This is a genomic window from Winogradskya consettensis (assembly GCF_018332715.1).
GTDB classification, from domain to species: Bacteria; Actinomycetota; Actinomycetes; order Mycobacteriales; family Micromonosporaceae; genus Actinoplanes; species Actinoplanes consettensis.
Genome location: NZ_BOQP01000001.1, coordinates 32,135 through 46,678 on the forward strand (window position 1 = coordinate 32,135; position 14,544 = coordinate 46,678).

The window sequence follows — 14,544 nt, forward strand, 5'->3', positions numbered from 1 at the left end:
GCGAATCATTCCAGAGCGGGGAACCTCAGGCGGCCTCGGCGTTCAGCGAGTGGGTGGCCTCGGTGCGCAGCTGATCGAGGTCGACGCCGCGTTCTGTGAGGATCTGCACGGCGAGGCCGTTTCCCTCGCGGATCAGGCCCAGCAGGATGTGCTCCGGGGCGATGTAGTTGTGCTTGAGGCGCAGGGCCTCGCGCAGCGACAACTCCAGCACCTTCTTGTTGCGTGGTGAGAACGAGCTGCTGCGTGGGGAGCGGCGGCGCAGCAGTCCTCGGCGTTTCGGGGCCGGTGGCGCCAGGTGAAATGCGCCGGGGCCGAAGTTCTCCTCGATGGTGCGCCGGACCGCGTCGAGGTCGATGCCGATCGCCTTGAGCGCTTCCCGGTCCGCGGCGTCCCGGTCGGCTGACGGGTCCAGGGAGGCGGAGCCGGTGCCGACCCGCCGGACGATCTCGGACCGTACGTAGTGGGCGTCGACTCCCTTGCTGGTCAGAGCAAGGGCGGTGGCTGTCGGGCCGGTCCCGTCCGCGAGCAGGGCCAGCAGCAGATGCTCGGTGCCGACCGGCGCCTGATGCAGCTCCTGGGCCTCCGCCTTGGCGCGGACGACGGCGTCGCGGGCGGCGTGGGTGAATCGTTCGAACATGTCAGCTCTCCCGTGGGTCCTGCGTCGGCACTCGGTTGGCGTGTTTCTTGTGGACGCCCTGGCGGGTCACCTCGAGTGCGTCGGCGATCTCCTGCCAGGACCAGCCCTTGCGGCGGGCGTTGCTGACCTGGAGGTATTCGAGGCCCTCCAGGAGGCGGCGCAGCGCCACGACCGCTCGCAGCCCGACCCGGGGGTCAGTGCTGCCCGCGGCCGCGGCGAGGTCGGTTGCTTCGGTCATGGTGTCAACCTACGTTGACAGGATCGCTGTGTCAACCAGAGTTGACACGAAGGGCATGAAAAAAGGCCGGCGGGTGCCGGCCTTCTTTCCACAAGTACTACCGGCCGCGACCGGTCTCTTCCTGCAGCTCGTCGATGCGCTGGGACGCCTCGGCCTTGGTCAGGCCCTCCGGCACGTCCTCATGTGCCTCGGAAGCCAGCGTGTGCAGATACGACTCCTGCGCCCCGGTGGCCGGTTCGTCGCCGGTCGTCCAGTCCGCGGGATCCTTGATGGTGTTCGACGTCGTATCCTGCTCATTCGTAGCCATGACTTGCCCCTCGGACGAAGATGTTCGAACAGGCGTATCAGTACCCGCCGAACGTCAACTCCATGCCTGAAACCGCGTTGAGCTGCATAGTCAACTCGATCGGGACGGATGCGGGGGCCGCGATGGAGAACGGGACGCCCCACGGGTCGAGCAGTTCCGCGTAGGTGCCGAAGCCGGTCTCCGCGACGCCCGAGATCACCGTGCCGCCGTAGGCGCGGCAGTCCTCGAGGGTCTCGTTGCAGTCGGCGACCTGGAACGCCGCGCGCCACCAGCTGCCGCCGCGGCTCGGGGCGAGCCCGGCCATGGCGTCGTGAGCGGTGGTGATCCACTCGCCGCGGGTGCCGTCGCTGCCGTACTCGTCGCGCAGCAGCCAGCCGAACGCCTGGCCGTAGAAGCGGGCCGCGGCCACGGCGTCATCGGTGAGCAGCTCGGGGAAGGTCATGGTGCCGGGCTCGCCGCCGACCTGGGTGCCGGTGAAGTCACGCGGCTCCCAGATGCCGAGGATCGCGCCGGCCGGGTCGGCGATGACCGCCGAGCGGCCGCCGTGCCCGTCGGTGGGCTCGCCGACGAGGCGGCCACCCGCCTCATGGACGCGCAGCAGGGAGGCCTCGAGATTGTGTTCGGTGAGATACGTCATCCAGCCCTGGGGCCGGTCGGCGCGGGTGCGGGTCAGGCCCGCCGCGGCGCGCCCGTTCAGCTTGAAACGGTCACCGGCTGGTTCCCAGCCGAAAAGTCGAGCATAAAATTCCGCTGCCCGGGCGGGATCCGCGCTTGCCAGCTCGACCCAGCAGGGTGTCCCCGGCGCAAAGCCCCGTAAACGCATCGGCCGCACCTTTCGTCGTCCATAGTGTCGTGGTCCATCGTGGAAACCGGCCATGGGGAGTGGTCGCTGGCCAAGAAGATCCGGCCAAGGGGGAGTTGCCGATCACCTTACAGGTATGAATACGCTCCGCCACTATATCCGGGTTCAATGTCCTAAATAAACTACGGTTTTGCGGCACATTGATTACCTAGCGTGGTGTCGATTACTGAGCGTGTCGCTCCTCCGGAGTGCGGGAGCGCTCGTTGGATCGGTCCAGAAGCCGCATCACGGGCGTCACCGCAACGCCGTGCAACACCACGCTCACAATGACGACGAATCCCACTGTCGCCCATATGACATCGAGTGCGGGAAACGTTGCGTGGCTCATTGCGTACGCCAAGTAATAGAACGATCCGATGCCGCGAATTCCGAAGATCGCGATTACCCAGTGCTCCGAAGTGCGGCCCGGTGCACCCTGCAGCGACAGGAATCCCGATATCGGGCGTACCACCAGAATAAGTGCGAGCCCGATCAATGCGGCGGGCCAGGTCAGCGCGCTCAGCAGGCCGTCGACGACCGCGCCGCCGAGCAGCAGGAGCAGCAGGACGGTCAGCAGCCGCTCGATCTGCTCGGCGAAGTCGTGCAGCACCTGGTGATAGTCGTGCGATCGCTGCGCCGACCGGATCCCGCGGGCGGCGATGAACACCGCCAGGAAGCCGTAGCCGCCGGCGACCTCGACCAGCCCGTACGCCAGGAAGGTCGCCGCGAGCGCGAGGAATCCCTCGGAGTGATGGGCCAGACGCAGGTTGCGGTTACGGGCCCGGAAGAACAACTGACCGAGCAGCCGGCCGACGAGCAGACCGCCGCCCACGCCGATCACGACCTTGTAGAGCACGTCCTTGAGCGCCCACTCGCCGAACCAGCTCTCGTGGGTCACCGCCGCGGTCGCGAGGGCGATGGCCGCGTACACGAAGGGGAAGGCCAGCCCGTCGTTGAGCCCGGCCTCCGAGGTCAGCGCGAACCGCACCTCGTCCTCGGAGTCCTCCTCGTCGGTCGGCTCGCCGACCTGCACATCCGCGGCCAGCACCGGATCGGTCGGGGCGAGCGCCGCACCCAGCAGCAGCGCGGACGCCGGCACCAGCCCGGCCCACCACCAGCCGAGCCAGGCGACGGCCCCGATCGTGACCGGCATGGCGATGATCAGCAGCCGCCACGTGGAATTCCACCGCCGGCCCTTCAGCGGACGGTCGATCTTGAGGCCCGCACCCATCAGCGCGACGATCACGCAGACCTCGGTCAGGTGCTGGGTGAGCAGGGGATGAGCGAGCGGGTCGGCCCTCGGTAGACCGAGGGGCAGTGCGAACAGCACCATTCCCAGCGCGAGGAAGACGATGGGCATCGAGAGTGGGCGGCGTTCGAGGACCCGCGGCAGGATGCCCGCCAGCAGGGCCCCGACGCCGAAGAGCGCGAAGAGGAGGTCGGACAGCTGCACCCGCCCTGACTGCCCAGGCCCACGGGAAATCATGCGGGCCGGGCGTCGGCTACAGGAGCTTTTTGATCGCGGACCGGTCCAGCTCGGCGAGCAGCTCGGCCGGATCCGCGTACGCCTCCACCGCCCCCGCCTCCAGCAACTCCGCAGCGCTGGTCCCGCCGCACGCGAGCCCGATGCACGGGATGCCCAGCTTCGCCGCGGCCTTGACGTCCCAGACGGCGTCGCCGACGAACACGCTGTGCTCCGGGTCGACCCCGGACTGGTCCAGCGCCGCCTGCAGGATGTCCGGCTCGGGTTTGCTCGCCTTCGCGTCCGAGGACGAGGTTGCCGCGTCGATCACGTCGTCCGCGTCGATGACCTTGCGCAGCTTGGCGAGCTCCTCGTCCTTGGCCGACGAGGCGAGCACCACCGCGAGGCCGCGCCCGGCGCACTCGCGCAGCAGGTCGGCGGCGCCGGGGAGGGGCCGCAGCCGCTCCCACCACGCCCCGTAGAGCACGTCGTGCGCGGTGGACAGCTCGTCGTCCTTCGACTTGTCGCGGTCGTCGCCGAGCAGGTGCCCCACCAGCTTGTCCGAGCCCATCCCGATCCCGCGGTGGATCTCGGCCATGGGTACGTCGTGGTCGCCCTGCCGCAACGCCTCCCACCAGGCCACCGCGTGCAGGTAGGTCGTGTCGACCAGGGTTCCGTCGACGTCGAAGAGCACCGCCCGTTTAGCTGTCATACGCAGGTTTCTACCCCGATCAGGGCGCGGGTATCAGCATTTCGAACCACACCGTGGAGCCGCGGACCGTCGGGTCCGTGCCCCAGGTGTCGCTGAGCTCCTCGATCAGGCCCAGGCCGCGGCCCCGGCTGCTCAGCGCGTCGGTGCGGGCCCGGGTGACGCTGCCCCGGGTGCCCGTGTCGGCCACCGAGACCAGCAGCCGCTCGGCGCTGAGATCGATGTGGACCTGAGCGGGGGTGCCCGCGTGCAGCAGCGCGTTGGTGGTCAGCTCGCTGGTGCACAGGATGGCCGCGCCGATCACCGGCTCCGGAACCGCCCAGTCGCGCAACCGGGTGGTCATCCACTGCCGCACCCGGCTCGGGCCGGTCGGCTCGGCCGGGACCAGCATCGTCGCGGACCGGCTGAGTGCCACCGCCCGCTCCACTGCCAGCACAGCCACATCATCGTCGGTACGCCCGGACACCGCAGCCGTCGCCAAGGAGCACAGATTGCGGGGGTCGCCACTGGCCGCCGCCGCCGTGGCCGTCACCAGCGCGTCGAGCCCGTCGCTCAGCGGACGGTCGCGGCGCTCCACCACGCCGTCGGAATACATCAGGATCGTGTCGCCGGGCTCGAGCTGCACCGTGGCCGTCCGCCAGCGCCCACCCAGCCCGAGCGGGGCTCCCGGCGGCACGGTCACCAGCTCCGCGCTCGCGCTCCCGTGCCCGGCCCGGCGCAGCACCGGGGGCGGGTGGCCGGCGCTGGCCAGCGTGATCGTGCCGTCGGCGGGATCGAGCACCCCGTAGACGACGGTCACGAAGATCTCCTCGTTGCGGGACTCGGCGCCGAGCGAGCCGACCAGCCGGTCCAGCCCGGCCAGCACCGTGCCGGGTGCCGAATCGGTCAGGGCGAGCGCCCGCAACGCCGCCCGGACCTGGCCCATCACCGCCGCGGCGCGGACGTCGTGACCGGCCACGTCACCGAGCACCATCGCCAGGCGCCCGTCGGCCAGCTCGAACGCGTCGTAGAAGTCGCCGCCGGCCGCGTTGCCGTCCACACCGACGTCATAGCGCGCGGCGATGCGGAAACGATCCAGCTCGGGCAGGTGCTCCGGCAGCATCGAGCGCTGCAGCAGCTGCGCGGTGCCGTGCTGCGCCTCGAACCGGCGGGCCCGCTCGGTGGCCTGCGCGACCAGCTCGGCGGCCGCGTAGAGAAGCGCTCTCTCGGCGGGCAGCCACGAATGCGCGGTGCGGTAACCCATGGTCAGCGCCCCGTGCACCGACGCCGTGCGCAGCGGCATCGCGGCCAGCGCCTTGATGCGGCGCTCATGGCGGTCGGTGGCGATCTCCGCCAGCGGGGAACCGTCGGAGACGAACGAGGGCCGCCCGCTCTGCGCCGCCGTGACCATCGGCGAGCCGGGCTGCTCGGCGGGGATCCGCTTCCACAGCGGGGGCAGCCGCTCGTCGGCCTCGTCGATCATCTCGCCGCGGATACGCCGCACATACCGGAACTCGGCGCCGTCATCGACGGAGAACACGCAGTGGTCCACGTCGAACGAGGTCATCGCATAGGACAGGACGACCCGGGCCACGTCGTCGATGGTCAGCGCCGACGCCAGCCGGGCGGTCAGCTCGCCGAGGCTCTGCAGGCGGCGGGTCACGTGGGTGGTTTCCGCCGCGACGGTGAGCACTGCGACGACGGCGCCGTGCTGGTCCCGTACGACGGAATGGCCTCTGGTGAACGACGCCTGCTCGACGTGACCGCCGCGCGGGACCGACACCTGCGTCTCGGCCTCGAGGAACGACTGGCCGGTGCGGAACACGTCCGCGACGATGTCACCGAGCCCCGGCGCGTGCCAGGCCTCGCCGAACACGTCAGCCGCGGGACAGCCCATCGCCGCGGGATGCTTGGTGCCGATGATGTCCGCGTAGGCGTCGTTGTAGACCAGCACGAAGGTTTCGCCGTAGGCCATCGCCATCGGCACCGGCGACGCCAGCACCACGTCGATCGTGGAGCGCACGGCCTGATCCCAGCTCTCACGCGGCCCCAGCGGCGTGACCTGCCACGGGTGGGCGGCGACCAGCTCGGCGCAGCTCGGCACCCGGGCCGGCACGCCGGCGCCCTGGGCGGGCAGCGTCGTCATCCCGGAGTGGCTCCCCATGCCGACCATGTCCTTGAGCGTAGCCCGCCTCGGCCGTTCGGACGATGGGGCCACCCACCGGACGTTCTGTTCTGTCCGGTACGCGCGGATGATGCCACTGCGCCTCTTGCTGCTGGTGCGGGTTGACGGTAGCCGATTTACTCTCTCCACCAAGCCGGCCCGGTGCCGGATCCCCCCGAGCTCCCGGGAGATTATCCATGAGCGGGTCCGAACTGAGCGACGCGCTGAGCGACATGTGGCGGTCGGTGCTGCTGTTCATACCGGCCGCACTGGCCTTCGTCGCGATCCTGATCATCGGCTGGCTGCTCGCCCGGCTGGTCCGCACGGTCGTCGCCAAGGCCCTGAGCCGGGTCGGCTTCGACCGCGCCGTCGAGCGTGGCCCGATCGGCCGCGCCCTGGGCGACCGGATCAAACCCAGCGACCTCTGCGCGAAGATCGCGTTCTACGCCGTGCTGCTCTTCGCACTCCAGCTCGCCTTCGGCATCTGGGGCCCCAACGCGGTCAGCGATCTGCTGACCTCCCTGGTCTCCTGGCTGCCCCGGGCCTTCATCGCGATCGTCATCATCGTGGTGGTGGCGGCCATCGGTGGTGCTGCCCGCGATCTCATCAGCAGCGCGCTCGGGGGTCTGGCGTATGGGCGGCTGCTCGCCCAGGTCGCGTACTGGCTGATCGTGGCCCTCGGCGTCATCGCCGCGCTCGACCAGGTGCAGATCGCCACGACGGTCACCCAGCCGGTGCTGATCGCCGTGCTGGCCACGATCGCCGGTGTCGTCATCGTCGGTGTCGGTGGCGGGCTGATCCGGCCCATGCAGCAGCGGTGGGACACCTGGCTGGAGCGGGCGGGCGAGGAGTCCGCGGTGATCCGTCAGCACGCCCGGACCTACTCGGACGAGAAAGCGCGGCTGGCCCGCGAGGCCGAGGAAGAGGCGCGACGGGTCGAGGCCGCGCGGATCGAAGCCGAGCGTCAGGCCGCTGCTGAGCGTGCCGAGGCCGAGCGCAAGGCCGCCGAGGCCGAACGCAGGGCCGCCGAGGAGCGTGCCGAGGCTGAGCGTAAAGCCGCTGCCGAGCGTGCCGAGGCTGAGCGTAAGGCCGAGGAAGAGCGCGTTGAGGCTGCTCGCAGGGCCGAGGAGGAGCGCGTCCGGGTTGAGGCCGAGCGTGCTGAGGCTGCTCGCAAGGCTGAGGAGGAACGGGCCGTGGCTGCTCGGGAGGCGGCGGAGGACGCTCGCCGCCGGGCCGAGGAGGAGCAGGCCGAGGCGGAGCGGGTGGCGGAGGAACAGCGCGAGGAGGCCGTACGCGACGCCGCACGCCGGGCAGAACACGCGCGCGAAGCCGAAGCGCGGGCTGTGGCCGAGCACGAGGCTGAAACGCAGGCTCTGGCATCGCATGAGGCTGAAACGCAGGCTCTGGCATCGCATGAGGCTGAAACGCAGGCTTTGACCGAGCGCGAAGCCCGGACACAGGCCCTCGCGGAGCGGGCAGCCGAGGCGCGGGCCGAGGAGGAGCGGCAGCGGCTGCTCGAGGAGACCGCGGGCGAGAAGACCCAGATCATTCCGGTGCAGCGGCGCCCGCGCGATCACAACCCGGTACCCGGCTTCGGCCACGATGACGACGACGAGGAAACCGAGATCATCCACCCCGTGCCGCCGACGGACCCGCGCGACGACAAGTAGGTGGCCGGGAACGTAGGCGGGGCCGGCACCTTGATCAGGTGCCGGCCCCGGGCGGTCTGTGCAGCCTGGCGGACGGTGAAGTGGTGCGGGCGGTGCGGGCGGTCGGAGGTTGGTGGGTCAGGCCGGGGCGGGGAGGGTGCGGGCGAGGGCGCAGACCGCGAGGAGGCGGTTGAGCACCCAGTCGTTGACCGTCCAGTCGATCTCGCCGACCGGCGGGCGCCAGCCGTGCTTGAAGGCGGCGTCACGGACACCCTCGGCGTAGGCGGCCAGGATGACCGGGGTCAGCGGGCGGACGTCCGTGGAGAGGCTGTCGCGGATGCCGGCAACGTGCTGGTCAACCGTGGCGAGCAAGCCGGGGAACCGGTCGGAAGCCTCGAGTCCGCTCACTCCTACGGAGGAAGTCAGCTCGGCGAGGCAGGCGTGGGCGGAACGCAGGGCAGCACGGGCGGCAGCGCCGCTGAACAGGCCATTCATAAGATGAAAGTTAGGGACCCCGGGGTAGCTGACGGTTCCCCGAACAGGTGCAGCTCGGTTGAACTGCCCGTCGGTGGGGAACTGACCCGGTCATGACCGCTACCGATCAGGCCCACAGCCGACCCGAGGGGCTCGACGACGTCACCGTCGAGGCCCTGGGCAAGCTGAGCGAGTCGCTCGAAACCGTCGAGCGCATCCGCGGTCACCTCTACGCGCTGCACCAGCTCACCGGTCAGGCCGACTTCAACCTCGACGACGCGGTGGCCCTGTTCCGCAAGGCCGGTCACGCCCGGCTCGCCGACCGCATCGAGGACGAGCTGATCGGGCGCAATGTGCTCGCCGGCCGCTGGACGTTCCAGATCGTCGAGGAGTACGACGACGGCTACTACGCCGACTTCCGCACGCTGGAGCGGGCCGCCCGCGACGAACTCGCGGCAGGCCGCCGCCACCTCTACGAGGCCGAACTCAAGGAACGCCGCCGCACCCATGGCCGCCCGGGCCACGAATCCCGCCCAACTCAAGAATCTCAGCCAGCTCAGGAATCCCGCCCGTGACGGGGGTTATTCGAGCTCGGCGGCTGCCGGCTGCCGGCGCTGGTTGTCGTCGGCGAGGATGACCGTGGCGACGACCAGGGCGACGACGACGGCGAAGAGCCAGGAGGCGTCGTTGATCAGCGAGGCCGCAACAGGAGCCTGAAAAGCGGCGAGCATGAAGCCCACCCAGGCGAGACGGCGCTGACGCTCGGAGAGGAAACCAGCAGCAGATCGCATTCGGCCAGTCTGCCCAGAAACGGACGGATCGCCGTCACCCTTTCGGCCGATCTCGGGTTGTCCGATGGTGCCTACTGCGCAGCGTCGCCATCCTCCAACGCGCGGTAAACGCGTCCCATTTGCCCTGCTCACAGCGCTTTTTCTAGCGGCCTGCAGCCCCGATCCGCCGCCCCCGCAACCCAGAGTGACGGCTCCATCAGACGAAATCCAGCCTCACGTCGTAGCTGGTGTGTCGCACGGTCGCCGTACGGCTGCGCTGAGCGTCCGCGACGCCGCCTCCCGCGTGGAGATCCGCCTGGTAGCGCTCCCCGACCTGCTCTACCGGATCACCACCCAGGCGGATTCCGGCCTGTCTCCGCGAGTGACCGGCCCACCCGGCGGCGTCCGCCTGGCCCTGACCCCGACCGGCGCGAACGGCCCCGACACCGTGACGATCGAATTGAACCGTACGGTGCGCTGGGACCTGAACCTCCCGGCCGGCGCGGGCGAACAACACCTCGAACTGGCCGGCGGGCGGATCAGCAGGATCAGGCTCGGCTCCGGCGCGGCCCTGGTGCGCCTCGCACTGCCCCGCCCGTCCGACGCGACCGTGCCGATCACGATCGGCGGCGCGGTCGGCGAACTGGACATCGGCGTCCCGGACCGGACCGCGGTCTGGTTCCGGCTGCACGGGGGAGCGGGGTCGGTCGCGATGCCGTCGAAGGTCCCGGCCCCTGCCGCCCCCGGAGCGATCATCAACACCCATCCAGGTACGCACGCAGCCGGCTACGCCGTGGACATCCGCTCCACCGTGGGAGCCCTGGCGCTCCACAACTGAGCGCCGTAGCCGGCGGGTGCGACACGATCAGAGCGTCAGTTGGGCCCGCCGCGGCCTGTTGTGCTGGGGCGGAACTCGCGATCGGGGTCCGTGGTGTCGGCGCCCCCGGAATCGGTGGGGTGGGGGCCGTGGCCGAAGGCTTGTTCCTCGCCCGCGTCGTTGCCGGTCGGGTCGCCCTGGCCGTCGGTGTCCCAGGTTGCCATGGCGTCGCTGAGGTCCCGCACGGAAAGCTTTTCCTCGTCCCGCCACACGCCGTCATTCTCGCGATCAGTCATATCTGTCGTCTACCCAGACCTGCGCCTTGCATACCCGATCGCGCATGTGAACGCGACAACGGCGAGGGCGCTCCGGGCGTACGGAAAAGGCCGCCGGAACCAACCGGCGGCCTTTCGCGTGAAACGGGGTGGTTACGGCTGGGGGCGGTCGACCTGGCCGCGCCATCCGCCGGTCTCGACACCACCGCGCTGCTCGATGTATTCCTTGAAGCGCTTCATGTCACCCTTTACCTGGCGGTCCAGGAAGCCGAGCTTGGCGCCGGCCTGCTCGACCACGCCGTCCGGCTCGAAGTCCATCTGGCAGGTGACCCGAGTGGTCGTGTCGTCGAGGCGGTGGAAGGTGACGACGCCGGCCTGCTTGCTGCCTTCGGTCGAGGTCCAGGCCACGCGCTCGTCCGGCAGCTGCTCGGTGATCTTGGCGTCGAATTCGCGCTTCACGCCGTCGATGTTGGTCTTCCAGTGGGTCGTGGTGGCGTCGAGCTGACGGATCTCCGTCACGCCGCCCATGAAGTTCGGGAATTCCTCGAACTGGGTCCACTGGTTGTACGCGGTGCGAACCGGTACGTCGACGTCAACAGATTCGGTAACGGTACTCACTGTGAATCACTCCCTAGATGCGTACTGTTTCCCGCACCATCAAGGGGTTCCCGGCGTCCGGCGGCTTAAACCGCGACTTTGGGCGGCAGCGGTGGATCGGGGTCGATCTCGCCGGCCTGCAGGGCGCGTCCGCGCTGGATTTCGGCGTTCATCTCGACGCCGAGCATGAGTGCGGAATTGGCCAGGTAGAGCCAGACCAGAAAAGCGATGACCGCGCCGAGGCTGCCGTACGTCTTGTCGTAGGAGCTGAAGTTGGCGACGTAGAGCCCGAACCCGAACGACGCGAGCGCCCACACGAACAGCGCGACCACCCCGCCGACGGTCAGCCAGCGGAACCGGGGGCGCTGCACGTTGGGGGCGATCCAGAACAGCAGGGACAACAGGGTCATCAGGATCAGTACGAGCACCGGCCACCGCCCGATCGACCAGGTGAGCCGCAGCGCCTCCCCGGCATGCAGCGCGTCGCCGACCGCGTCCACCAGTGGCCCGCTGATCACCAGCCCGGCAGCGACCGCGGCCATCAGGACCAGGGCGATCGCGCTGAGCCCGATCTGCGCGGGACGTAGCCGCCAGAACGGCCGGCCCTCCTTGACGCCGTAGATGCGGTTCGAGGCGCGGGTGAAGACGCCCACATATCCGGAGGCGGACCAGAGAGCACCGAGCAGACCGACGCTCAGCAGGACTTTCGCCGAGCTCTCCTGCGCGATGATCGCGTCGAGCACCGTGGTGAAGCTCTCGTTGCCGACGACGGCTCCGGCGCCGAGGTCATCGAGGATGCCCAGGATCGTGCTCACCGCCGTGGCGCCGTCGGTCACGAGGTTGACCAGCGCGACCACCACGATCATGGCGGGGAAGACGGCCAGCACCGCGTTGTAGGTCAGGGCGGCGGCGAGATCGCCGCACTCGTGGTCGAGGTATCCGGTGACGCTGCGCCGCAGGACCCCACGCCAGGTGGACCAGTGCAGCTGTCGGACCTTGGTGGGCAGCGGGGCCGCGGCGACTGTCATCGATGCTCCCATCGGTCACGCCATGCGCACAGATCACTACCCGTCGCGCGTTTGCGGCAAACGGCCAGGGGTAGGTTCGGGCCGTGGAACGAGCAGACGCGATCGTCATCGGAGCAGGACACAACGGCCTGGTCGCAGCGAACCTGCTCGCCGACGCGGGCTGGTCGGTCGTGGTCCTCGAAGCGACCCCGCATCCGGGAGGGGCGGTCCGGTCCGGGTACGTGACGGCGCCCGGATATCTCAGTGACCTGTTCAGCTCGTTCTACCCGCTCGGTTACGCGTCTCCCGTGCTGCGCGACCTGGAGCTCGCCGATTTCGGCCTGCACTGGACGCACGCCCCGGACGTGCTCACCCATCTGCTGCCGGACGGCCGCGCTGCCACGATCAACCGTGACCTCGAGACCACCATGGCGTCGATGGAGCAGTTCGCGCCGGGTGACGGGGAGCGCTGGCGGCACGCGTACGACGACTGGAACGACGTCTCCGGCTCGATCCTGAAAGCGATCCTCCAGCCCTTCCCCCCGGTCAGAACCGGTCTTGATCTCGCACGCACCCTGGGCGTGGGCGGCTCGCTGCGTCTTGCCCGCCGCCTTGTCCTCTCGGCGCGCGAACTGGGCTCGGAGCTCTTCCAAGGTGAAGGGGCCACCCTCGCCCTGGCCGGCTGCGCCCTGCACACGGACCTGTCCCCGGAAGAGGCGGGCGGCGGCGTCTTCGGCTGGCTCCTCGCCATGCTGGGCCAGGAACACGGCTGGCCGGTCCCGGTCGGCGGCGCCCAGCACATCACCAACGCCCTGGTCACCCGGCTCGAATCCCGCGGCGGCCGGATCGAGTACGAGACCCCCGTCTCCCGCATCCTCATCGCGAACGGCCAGGCCATGGGCGTCCGCACCGCCGACGGCCGCAACTGGCGAGCCCTGCGAGCAGTCCTGGCCGACATCCCCGCCCCGACCCTCTACCTGGACATGGTCGGCGACCGCTGGCTCCCGCCCCGCTTCGTCGAGGACCTGGAATTCTTCCGCTGGGACGGCGCCACCCTCAAGGTCGACTGGGCGGTCAACGGCAAGATCCCCTGGAAGAACCCCGCCGCCGCCAACGCGGGCACGGTCCACCTCGGCGCCGACCTGAACGGCCTCACCCGCTACGCGGCCCACCTGGCAACGGACGAAATCCCCCCGGACCCGTTCCTCCTCCTGGGCCAGATGACCACCGCCGACCCGTCCCACTCCCCGGCCGGCACGGAGTCCGTCTGGGCGTACACCCACCTCCCGCACCGCAAGACCTGGCACCCGGACGAGATCGCCACCCACGTCGACCGGATGACCGCGGTGATGGAATCGCACGCTCCCGGCTTCGGCCAGCTCGTCGTGGGCCGCAACGTCTTCTCACCGGCCGACCTGGAGAAGGAGAACCCGTCGCTGGTCGGGGGAGCGCTCGGCGGGGGTACCTCAGCCGCGTTCCAGCAGCTGTTCCTGCGGCCGATCCCGGGGCTGGGCCGGGCTGACACGCCGGTCGAGCGCTTGTTCCTGGCCAGCGCGTCGGCGCATCCCGGTGGCGGGGTGCACGGGGCTCCGGGGGCCAATGCCGCTCGGGCGGCTCTGGCGCGGAACCGGAAGCTGACGGGGGCGCTCTACCAGGGCGTGATCAGCGCGGCCAACAAGGCCATCTATCGGTGAAGGCGGCGCGCTCTGACGGCCGCACGTAACGCCGACCAGAGACGCAGGCGTCTGCTGCTGTCGGCCGCTGCCAAACAGGCCGCGAGCGCCGGTCGCTGTTCCGGAGGCACAAGCGTGACCACGATGAGTACGGGCAGAGCCGCCGCCGCCAGCTCGATCAGCACCACGAAGACGAGCACAGCGGCCACGATGACGACGATCAAAAAATCACTCACAGCAACCTCCTCGATCAACGGCTGATGGCCGCGGCGACGACCAGGACCAATGCCATGCCGGCAGCAAGTGCGACAACTGCTGCCGCTGCAGCTGCCTCGATGACTGCTCCGACCGGAGCGACGGCTCGCCGTATGAAACGCAACGCGATAAGCAGGAGCGCAGCCGCAAGCGCGAGGTAGAGCAGATCCTGGGCTCCGCCGATGCTTTCGATGATCGATTCAAGCCGGGCATTCATGGTCATCACCGCCATAATGAGAAGAATTTTGTTCTCACTCTGCGTGATCAATATGCGAGGTGGGAAGCAATATTCACCACCCGCGAATTTGGCTGATGTGCCAGGTGCAGCTTGGCTTATATCATCCTGCAGAACGCTGATCGCCGTTCGCTCTCTGCGAGGTGGAGGAGATCTCATTCGCCAGACGTGGATATCCCGAGGCTAGTTGGATGTAATCGTGACCGACTCCCGTGACTTCAAGCTCGTCCCCGTTGCGAATCTCTGCTCGGCGGGAGGATGCCCGACCGTGTATGACAGCGGCCGAGGCTCCGTCGTTGTTCAGGGCTACGCCGTCTCCGCGGCGGCTGCCAAGGTGGATCTCCCCGAGGGTGAACTGCTCGTTGAAATTCCCGTCGAGCTTCTGGCCGAGGCGGCCCGGGGCTTGCTGTTCTTGCCCGCGGCGGAAAACAGGAGAGCGGGCCGAGAGGACTGAC

The 14,544-nt window shown here is 69.4% G+C and carries 18 protein-coding genes and 1 pseudogene; 5 read left to right on the forward strand and 14 right to left on the reverse strand.

Features of this window, described 5'->3' with window-relative positions; all coding sequences use genetic code 11:
- Positions 1–25: 25 nt before the first annotated feature.
- The 7 genes from Aco04nite_RS50190 to Aco04nite_RS00185 all read right to left on the reverse strand — a co-directional run bounded on the left by Aco04nite_RS50190 (position 26) and on the right by Aco04nite_RS00185 (position 6,346).
- Positions 26–637, reverse strand: coding sequence for a Clp protease N-terminal domain-containing protein (locus tag Aco04nite_RS50190; RefSeq protein WP_212995158.1), 612 nt, complete (start codon positions 635–637; stop codon positions 26–28).
- Between the two features lies 1 nt (position 638).
- Positions 639–875 carry a helix-turn-helix domain-containing protein gene (locus Aco04nite_RS00160; protein WP_203837760.1) on the reverse strand — a complete coding sequence of 79 codons (237 nt, stop codon included), beginning with the start codon at positions 873–875 and terminating at the stop codon, positions 639–641.
- A 97-nt stretch (positions 876–972) separates the two neighbouring features.
- On the reverse strand, positions 973–1,182 hold the full coding sequence (locus tag Aco04nite_RS00165) for a DUF3072 domain-containing protein (RefSeq protein ID WP_203837761.1): 210 nt from the start codon (positions 1,180–1,182) through the stop codon (positions 973–975).
- Positions 1,183–1,219: 37 nt separating this feature from the next.
- Entirely contained in the window at positions 1,220–2,005 is a 786-nt protein-coding gene (locus Aco04nite_RS00170) for a VOC family protein (protein ID WP_244875634.1), read from the reverse strand.
- Positions 2,006–2,207: 202 nt separating this feature from the next.
- A complete protein-coding gene (locus tag Aco04nite_RS00175; RefSeq protein ID WP_212995160.1) occupies positions 2,208–3,476 on the reverse strand; it encodes a cation:proton antiporter in 1,269 nt (422 codons plus the stop codon).
- 49 nt (positions 3,477–3,525) lie between these two features.
- Positions 3,526–4,197, reverse strand: a complete 672-nt coding sequence (locus tag Aco04nite_RS00180) for an HAD family hydrolase (RefSeq protein WP_212995161.1) — start codon at positions 4,195–4,197, stop codon at positions 3,526–3,528.
- Between the two features lie 19 nt (positions 4,198–4,216).
- Positions 4,217–6,346 (reverse strand): ATP-binding SpoIIE family protein phosphatase, encoded by a 2,130-nt coding sequence (locus Aco04nite_RS00185; protein WP_212995162.1) that lies wholly within the window; start codon positions 6,344–6,346, stop codon positions 4,217–4,219.
- 188 nt (positions 6,347–6,534) lie between these two features.
- Here Aco04nite_RS00185 and Aco04nite_RS48535 point away from each other — a divergent pair.
- Positions 6,535–7,341 (forward strand): annotated as a pseudogene (locus Aco04nite_RS48535) (mechanosensitive ion channel family protein); the annotation flags it as partial.
- 783 nt (positions 7,342–8,124) lie between these two features.
- Here the strand turns inward: Aco04nite_RS48535 and Aco04nite_RS00195 are convergent.
- Complete coding sequence (locus tag Aco04nite_RS00195; protein ID WP_212995164.1) at positions 8,125–8,481, reverse strand: DUF6401 family natural product biosynthesis protein; 357 nt, start codon at positions 8,479–8,481, stop codon at positions 8,125–8,127.
- A gap of 92 nt (positions 8,482–8,573) precedes the next feature.
- Here Aco04nite_RS00195 and Aco04nite_RS00200 point away from each other — a divergent pair, with 92 nt between their 5' ends.
- A complete protein-coding gene (locus Aco04nite_RS00200; RefSeq protein ID WP_212995165.1) occupies positions 8,574–9,035 on the forward strand; it encodes a hypothetical protein in 462 nt (153 codons plus the stop codon).
- 6 nt (positions 9,036–9,041) lie between these two features.
- Here the strand turns inward: Aco04nite_RS00200 and Aco04nite_RS00205 are convergent, their stop codons facing one another.
- Positions 9,042–9,251 (reverse strand): hypothetical protein, encoded by a 210-nt coding sequence (locus Aco04nite_RS00205; RefSeq protein WP_203837768.1) that lies wholly within the window; start codon positions 9,249–9,251, stop codon positions 9,042–9,044.
- A 229-nt stretch (positions 9,252–9,480) separates the two neighbouring features.
- Between Aco04nite_RS00205 and Aco04nite_RS00210 the strand changes: the two genes are divergently transcribed.
- Positions 9,481–10,068 (forward strand): toast rack family protein, encoded by a 588-nt coding sequence (locus tag Aco04nite_RS00210; RefSeq protein WP_244875635.1) that lies wholly within the window; start codon positions 9,481–9,483, stop codon positions 10,066–10,068.
- Between the two features lie 35 nt (positions 10,069–10,103).
- Here the strand turns inward: Aco04nite_RS00210 and Aco04nite_RS00215 are convergent, their stop codons facing one another.
- The 3 genes from Aco04nite_RS00215 to Aco04nite_RS00225 form a co-directional block, all read right to left on the reverse strand.
- Positions 10,104–10,343: a hypothetical protein gene (locus Aco04nite_RS00215; protein WP_212995167.1), complete on the reverse strand. Its 240-nt coding sequence runs from the start codon at positions 10,341–10,343 to the stop codon at positions 10,104–10,106.
- Between the two features lie 132 nt (positions 10,344–10,475).
- Positions 10,476–10,940 (reverse strand): SRPBCC family protein, encoded by a 465-nt coding sequence (locus tag Aco04nite_RS00220; RefSeq protein WP_212995168.1) that lies wholly within the window; start codon positions 10,938–10,940, stop codon positions 10,476–10,478.
- 65 nt (positions 10,941–11,005) lie between these two features.
- Positions 11,006–11,947: a YihY/virulence factor BrkB family protein gene (locus Aco04nite_RS00225; RefSeq protein WP_244875636.1), complete on the reverse strand. Its 942-nt coding sequence runs from the start codon at positions 11,945–11,947 to the stop codon at positions 11,006–11,008.
- 83 nt (positions 11,948–12,030) lie between these two features.
- Between Aco04nite_RS00225 and Aco04nite_RS00230 the strand changes: the two genes are divergently transcribed.
- Positions 12,031–13,620, forward strand: coding sequence for a phytoene desaturase family protein (locus Aco04nite_RS00230; RefSeq protein ID WP_212995170.1), 1,590 nt, complete (start codon positions 12,031–12,033; stop codon positions 13,618–13,620).
- On the opposite strand, the gene Aco04nite_RS00235 is transcribed toward Aco04nite_RS00230, so the two are convergent.
- Positions 13,611–13,835: a hypothetical protein gene (locus Aco04nite_RS00235; protein WP_212995171.1), complete on the reverse strand. Its 225-nt coding sequence runs from the start codon at positions 13,833–13,835 to the stop codon at positions 13,611–13,613. The genes Aco04nite_RS00230 and Aco04nite_RS00235 overlap by 10 nt on opposite strands.
- 14 nt (positions 13,836–13,849) lie before the next feature.
- On the reverse strand, positions 13,850–14,077 hold the full coding sequence (locus Aco04nite_RS00240; RefSeq protein WP_212995172.1) for a hypothetical protein: 228 nt from the start codon (positions 14,075–14,077) through the stop codon (positions 13,850–13,852).
- Between the two features lie 211 nt (positions 14,078–14,288).
- On the opposite strand from Aco04nite_RS00240, the gene Aco04nite_RS00245 reads away from it, so the two are divergent.
- Positions 14,289–14,543 (forward strand): hypothetical protein, encoded by a 255-nt coding sequence (locus Aco04nite_RS00245; protein WP_244875637.1) that lies wholly within the window; start codon positions 14,289–14,291, stop codon positions 14,541–14,543.
- The last annotated feature ends 1 nt before the right edge of the window (position 14,544 follow it).

Bases quoted from the DNA above. Each gene is read 5' to 3' on its own strand.
- Aco04nite_RS50190 (WP_212995158.1), bottom strand. From the start codon at position 637: ATGTTCGAACGATTCACCCACGCCGCCCGCGACGCCGTCGTCCGCGCC.
- Aco04nite_RS00160 (WP_203837760.1), bottom strand. From the start codon at position 875: ATGACCGAAGCAACCGACCTCGCCGCGGCCGCGGGCAGCACTGACCCC.
- Aco04nite_RS00165 (WP_203837761.1), bottom strand. From the start codon at position 1,182: ATGGCTACGAATGAGCAGGATACGACGTCGAACACCATCAAGGATCCC.
- Aco04nite_RS00170 (WP_244875634.1), bottom strand. From the start codon at position 2,005: ATGCGTTTACGGGGCTTTGCGCCGGGGACACCCTGCTGGGTCGAGCTG.
- Aco04nite_RS00180 (WP_212995161.1), bottom strand. From the start codon at position 4,197: ATGACAGCTAAACGGGCGGTGCTCTTCGACGTCGACGGAACCCTGGTC.
- Aco04nite_RS00185 (WP_212995162.1), bottom strand. From the start codon at position 6,346: ATGGTCGGCATGGGGAGCCACTCCGGGATGACGACGCTGCCCGCCCAG.
- Aco04nite_RS00195 (WP_212995164.1), bottom strand. From the start codon at position 8,481: ATGAATGGCCTGTTCAGCGGCGCTGCCGCCCGTGCTGCCCTGCGTTCC.
- Aco04nite_RS00200 (WP_212995165.1), top strand. From the start codon at position 8,574: ATGACCGCTACCGATCAGGCCCACAGCCGACCCGAGGGGCTCGACGAC.
- Aco04nite_RS00205 (WP_203837768.1), bottom strand. From the start codon at position 9,251: ATGCGATCTGCTGCTGGTTTCCTCTCCGAGCGTCAGCGCCGTCTCGCC.
- Aco04nite_RS00215 (WP_212995167.1), bottom strand. From the start codon at position 10,343: ATGACTGATCGCGAGAATGACGGCGTGTGGCGGGACGAGGAAAAGCTT.
- Aco04nite_RS00225 (WP_244875636.1), bottom strand. From the start codon at position 11,947: ATGACAGTCGCCGCGGCCCCGCTGCCCACCAAGGTCCGACAGCTGCAC.
- Aco04nite_RS00240 (WP_212995172.1), bottom strand. From the start codon at position 14,077: ATGACCATGAATGCCCGGCTTGAATCGATCATCGAAAGCATCGGCGGA.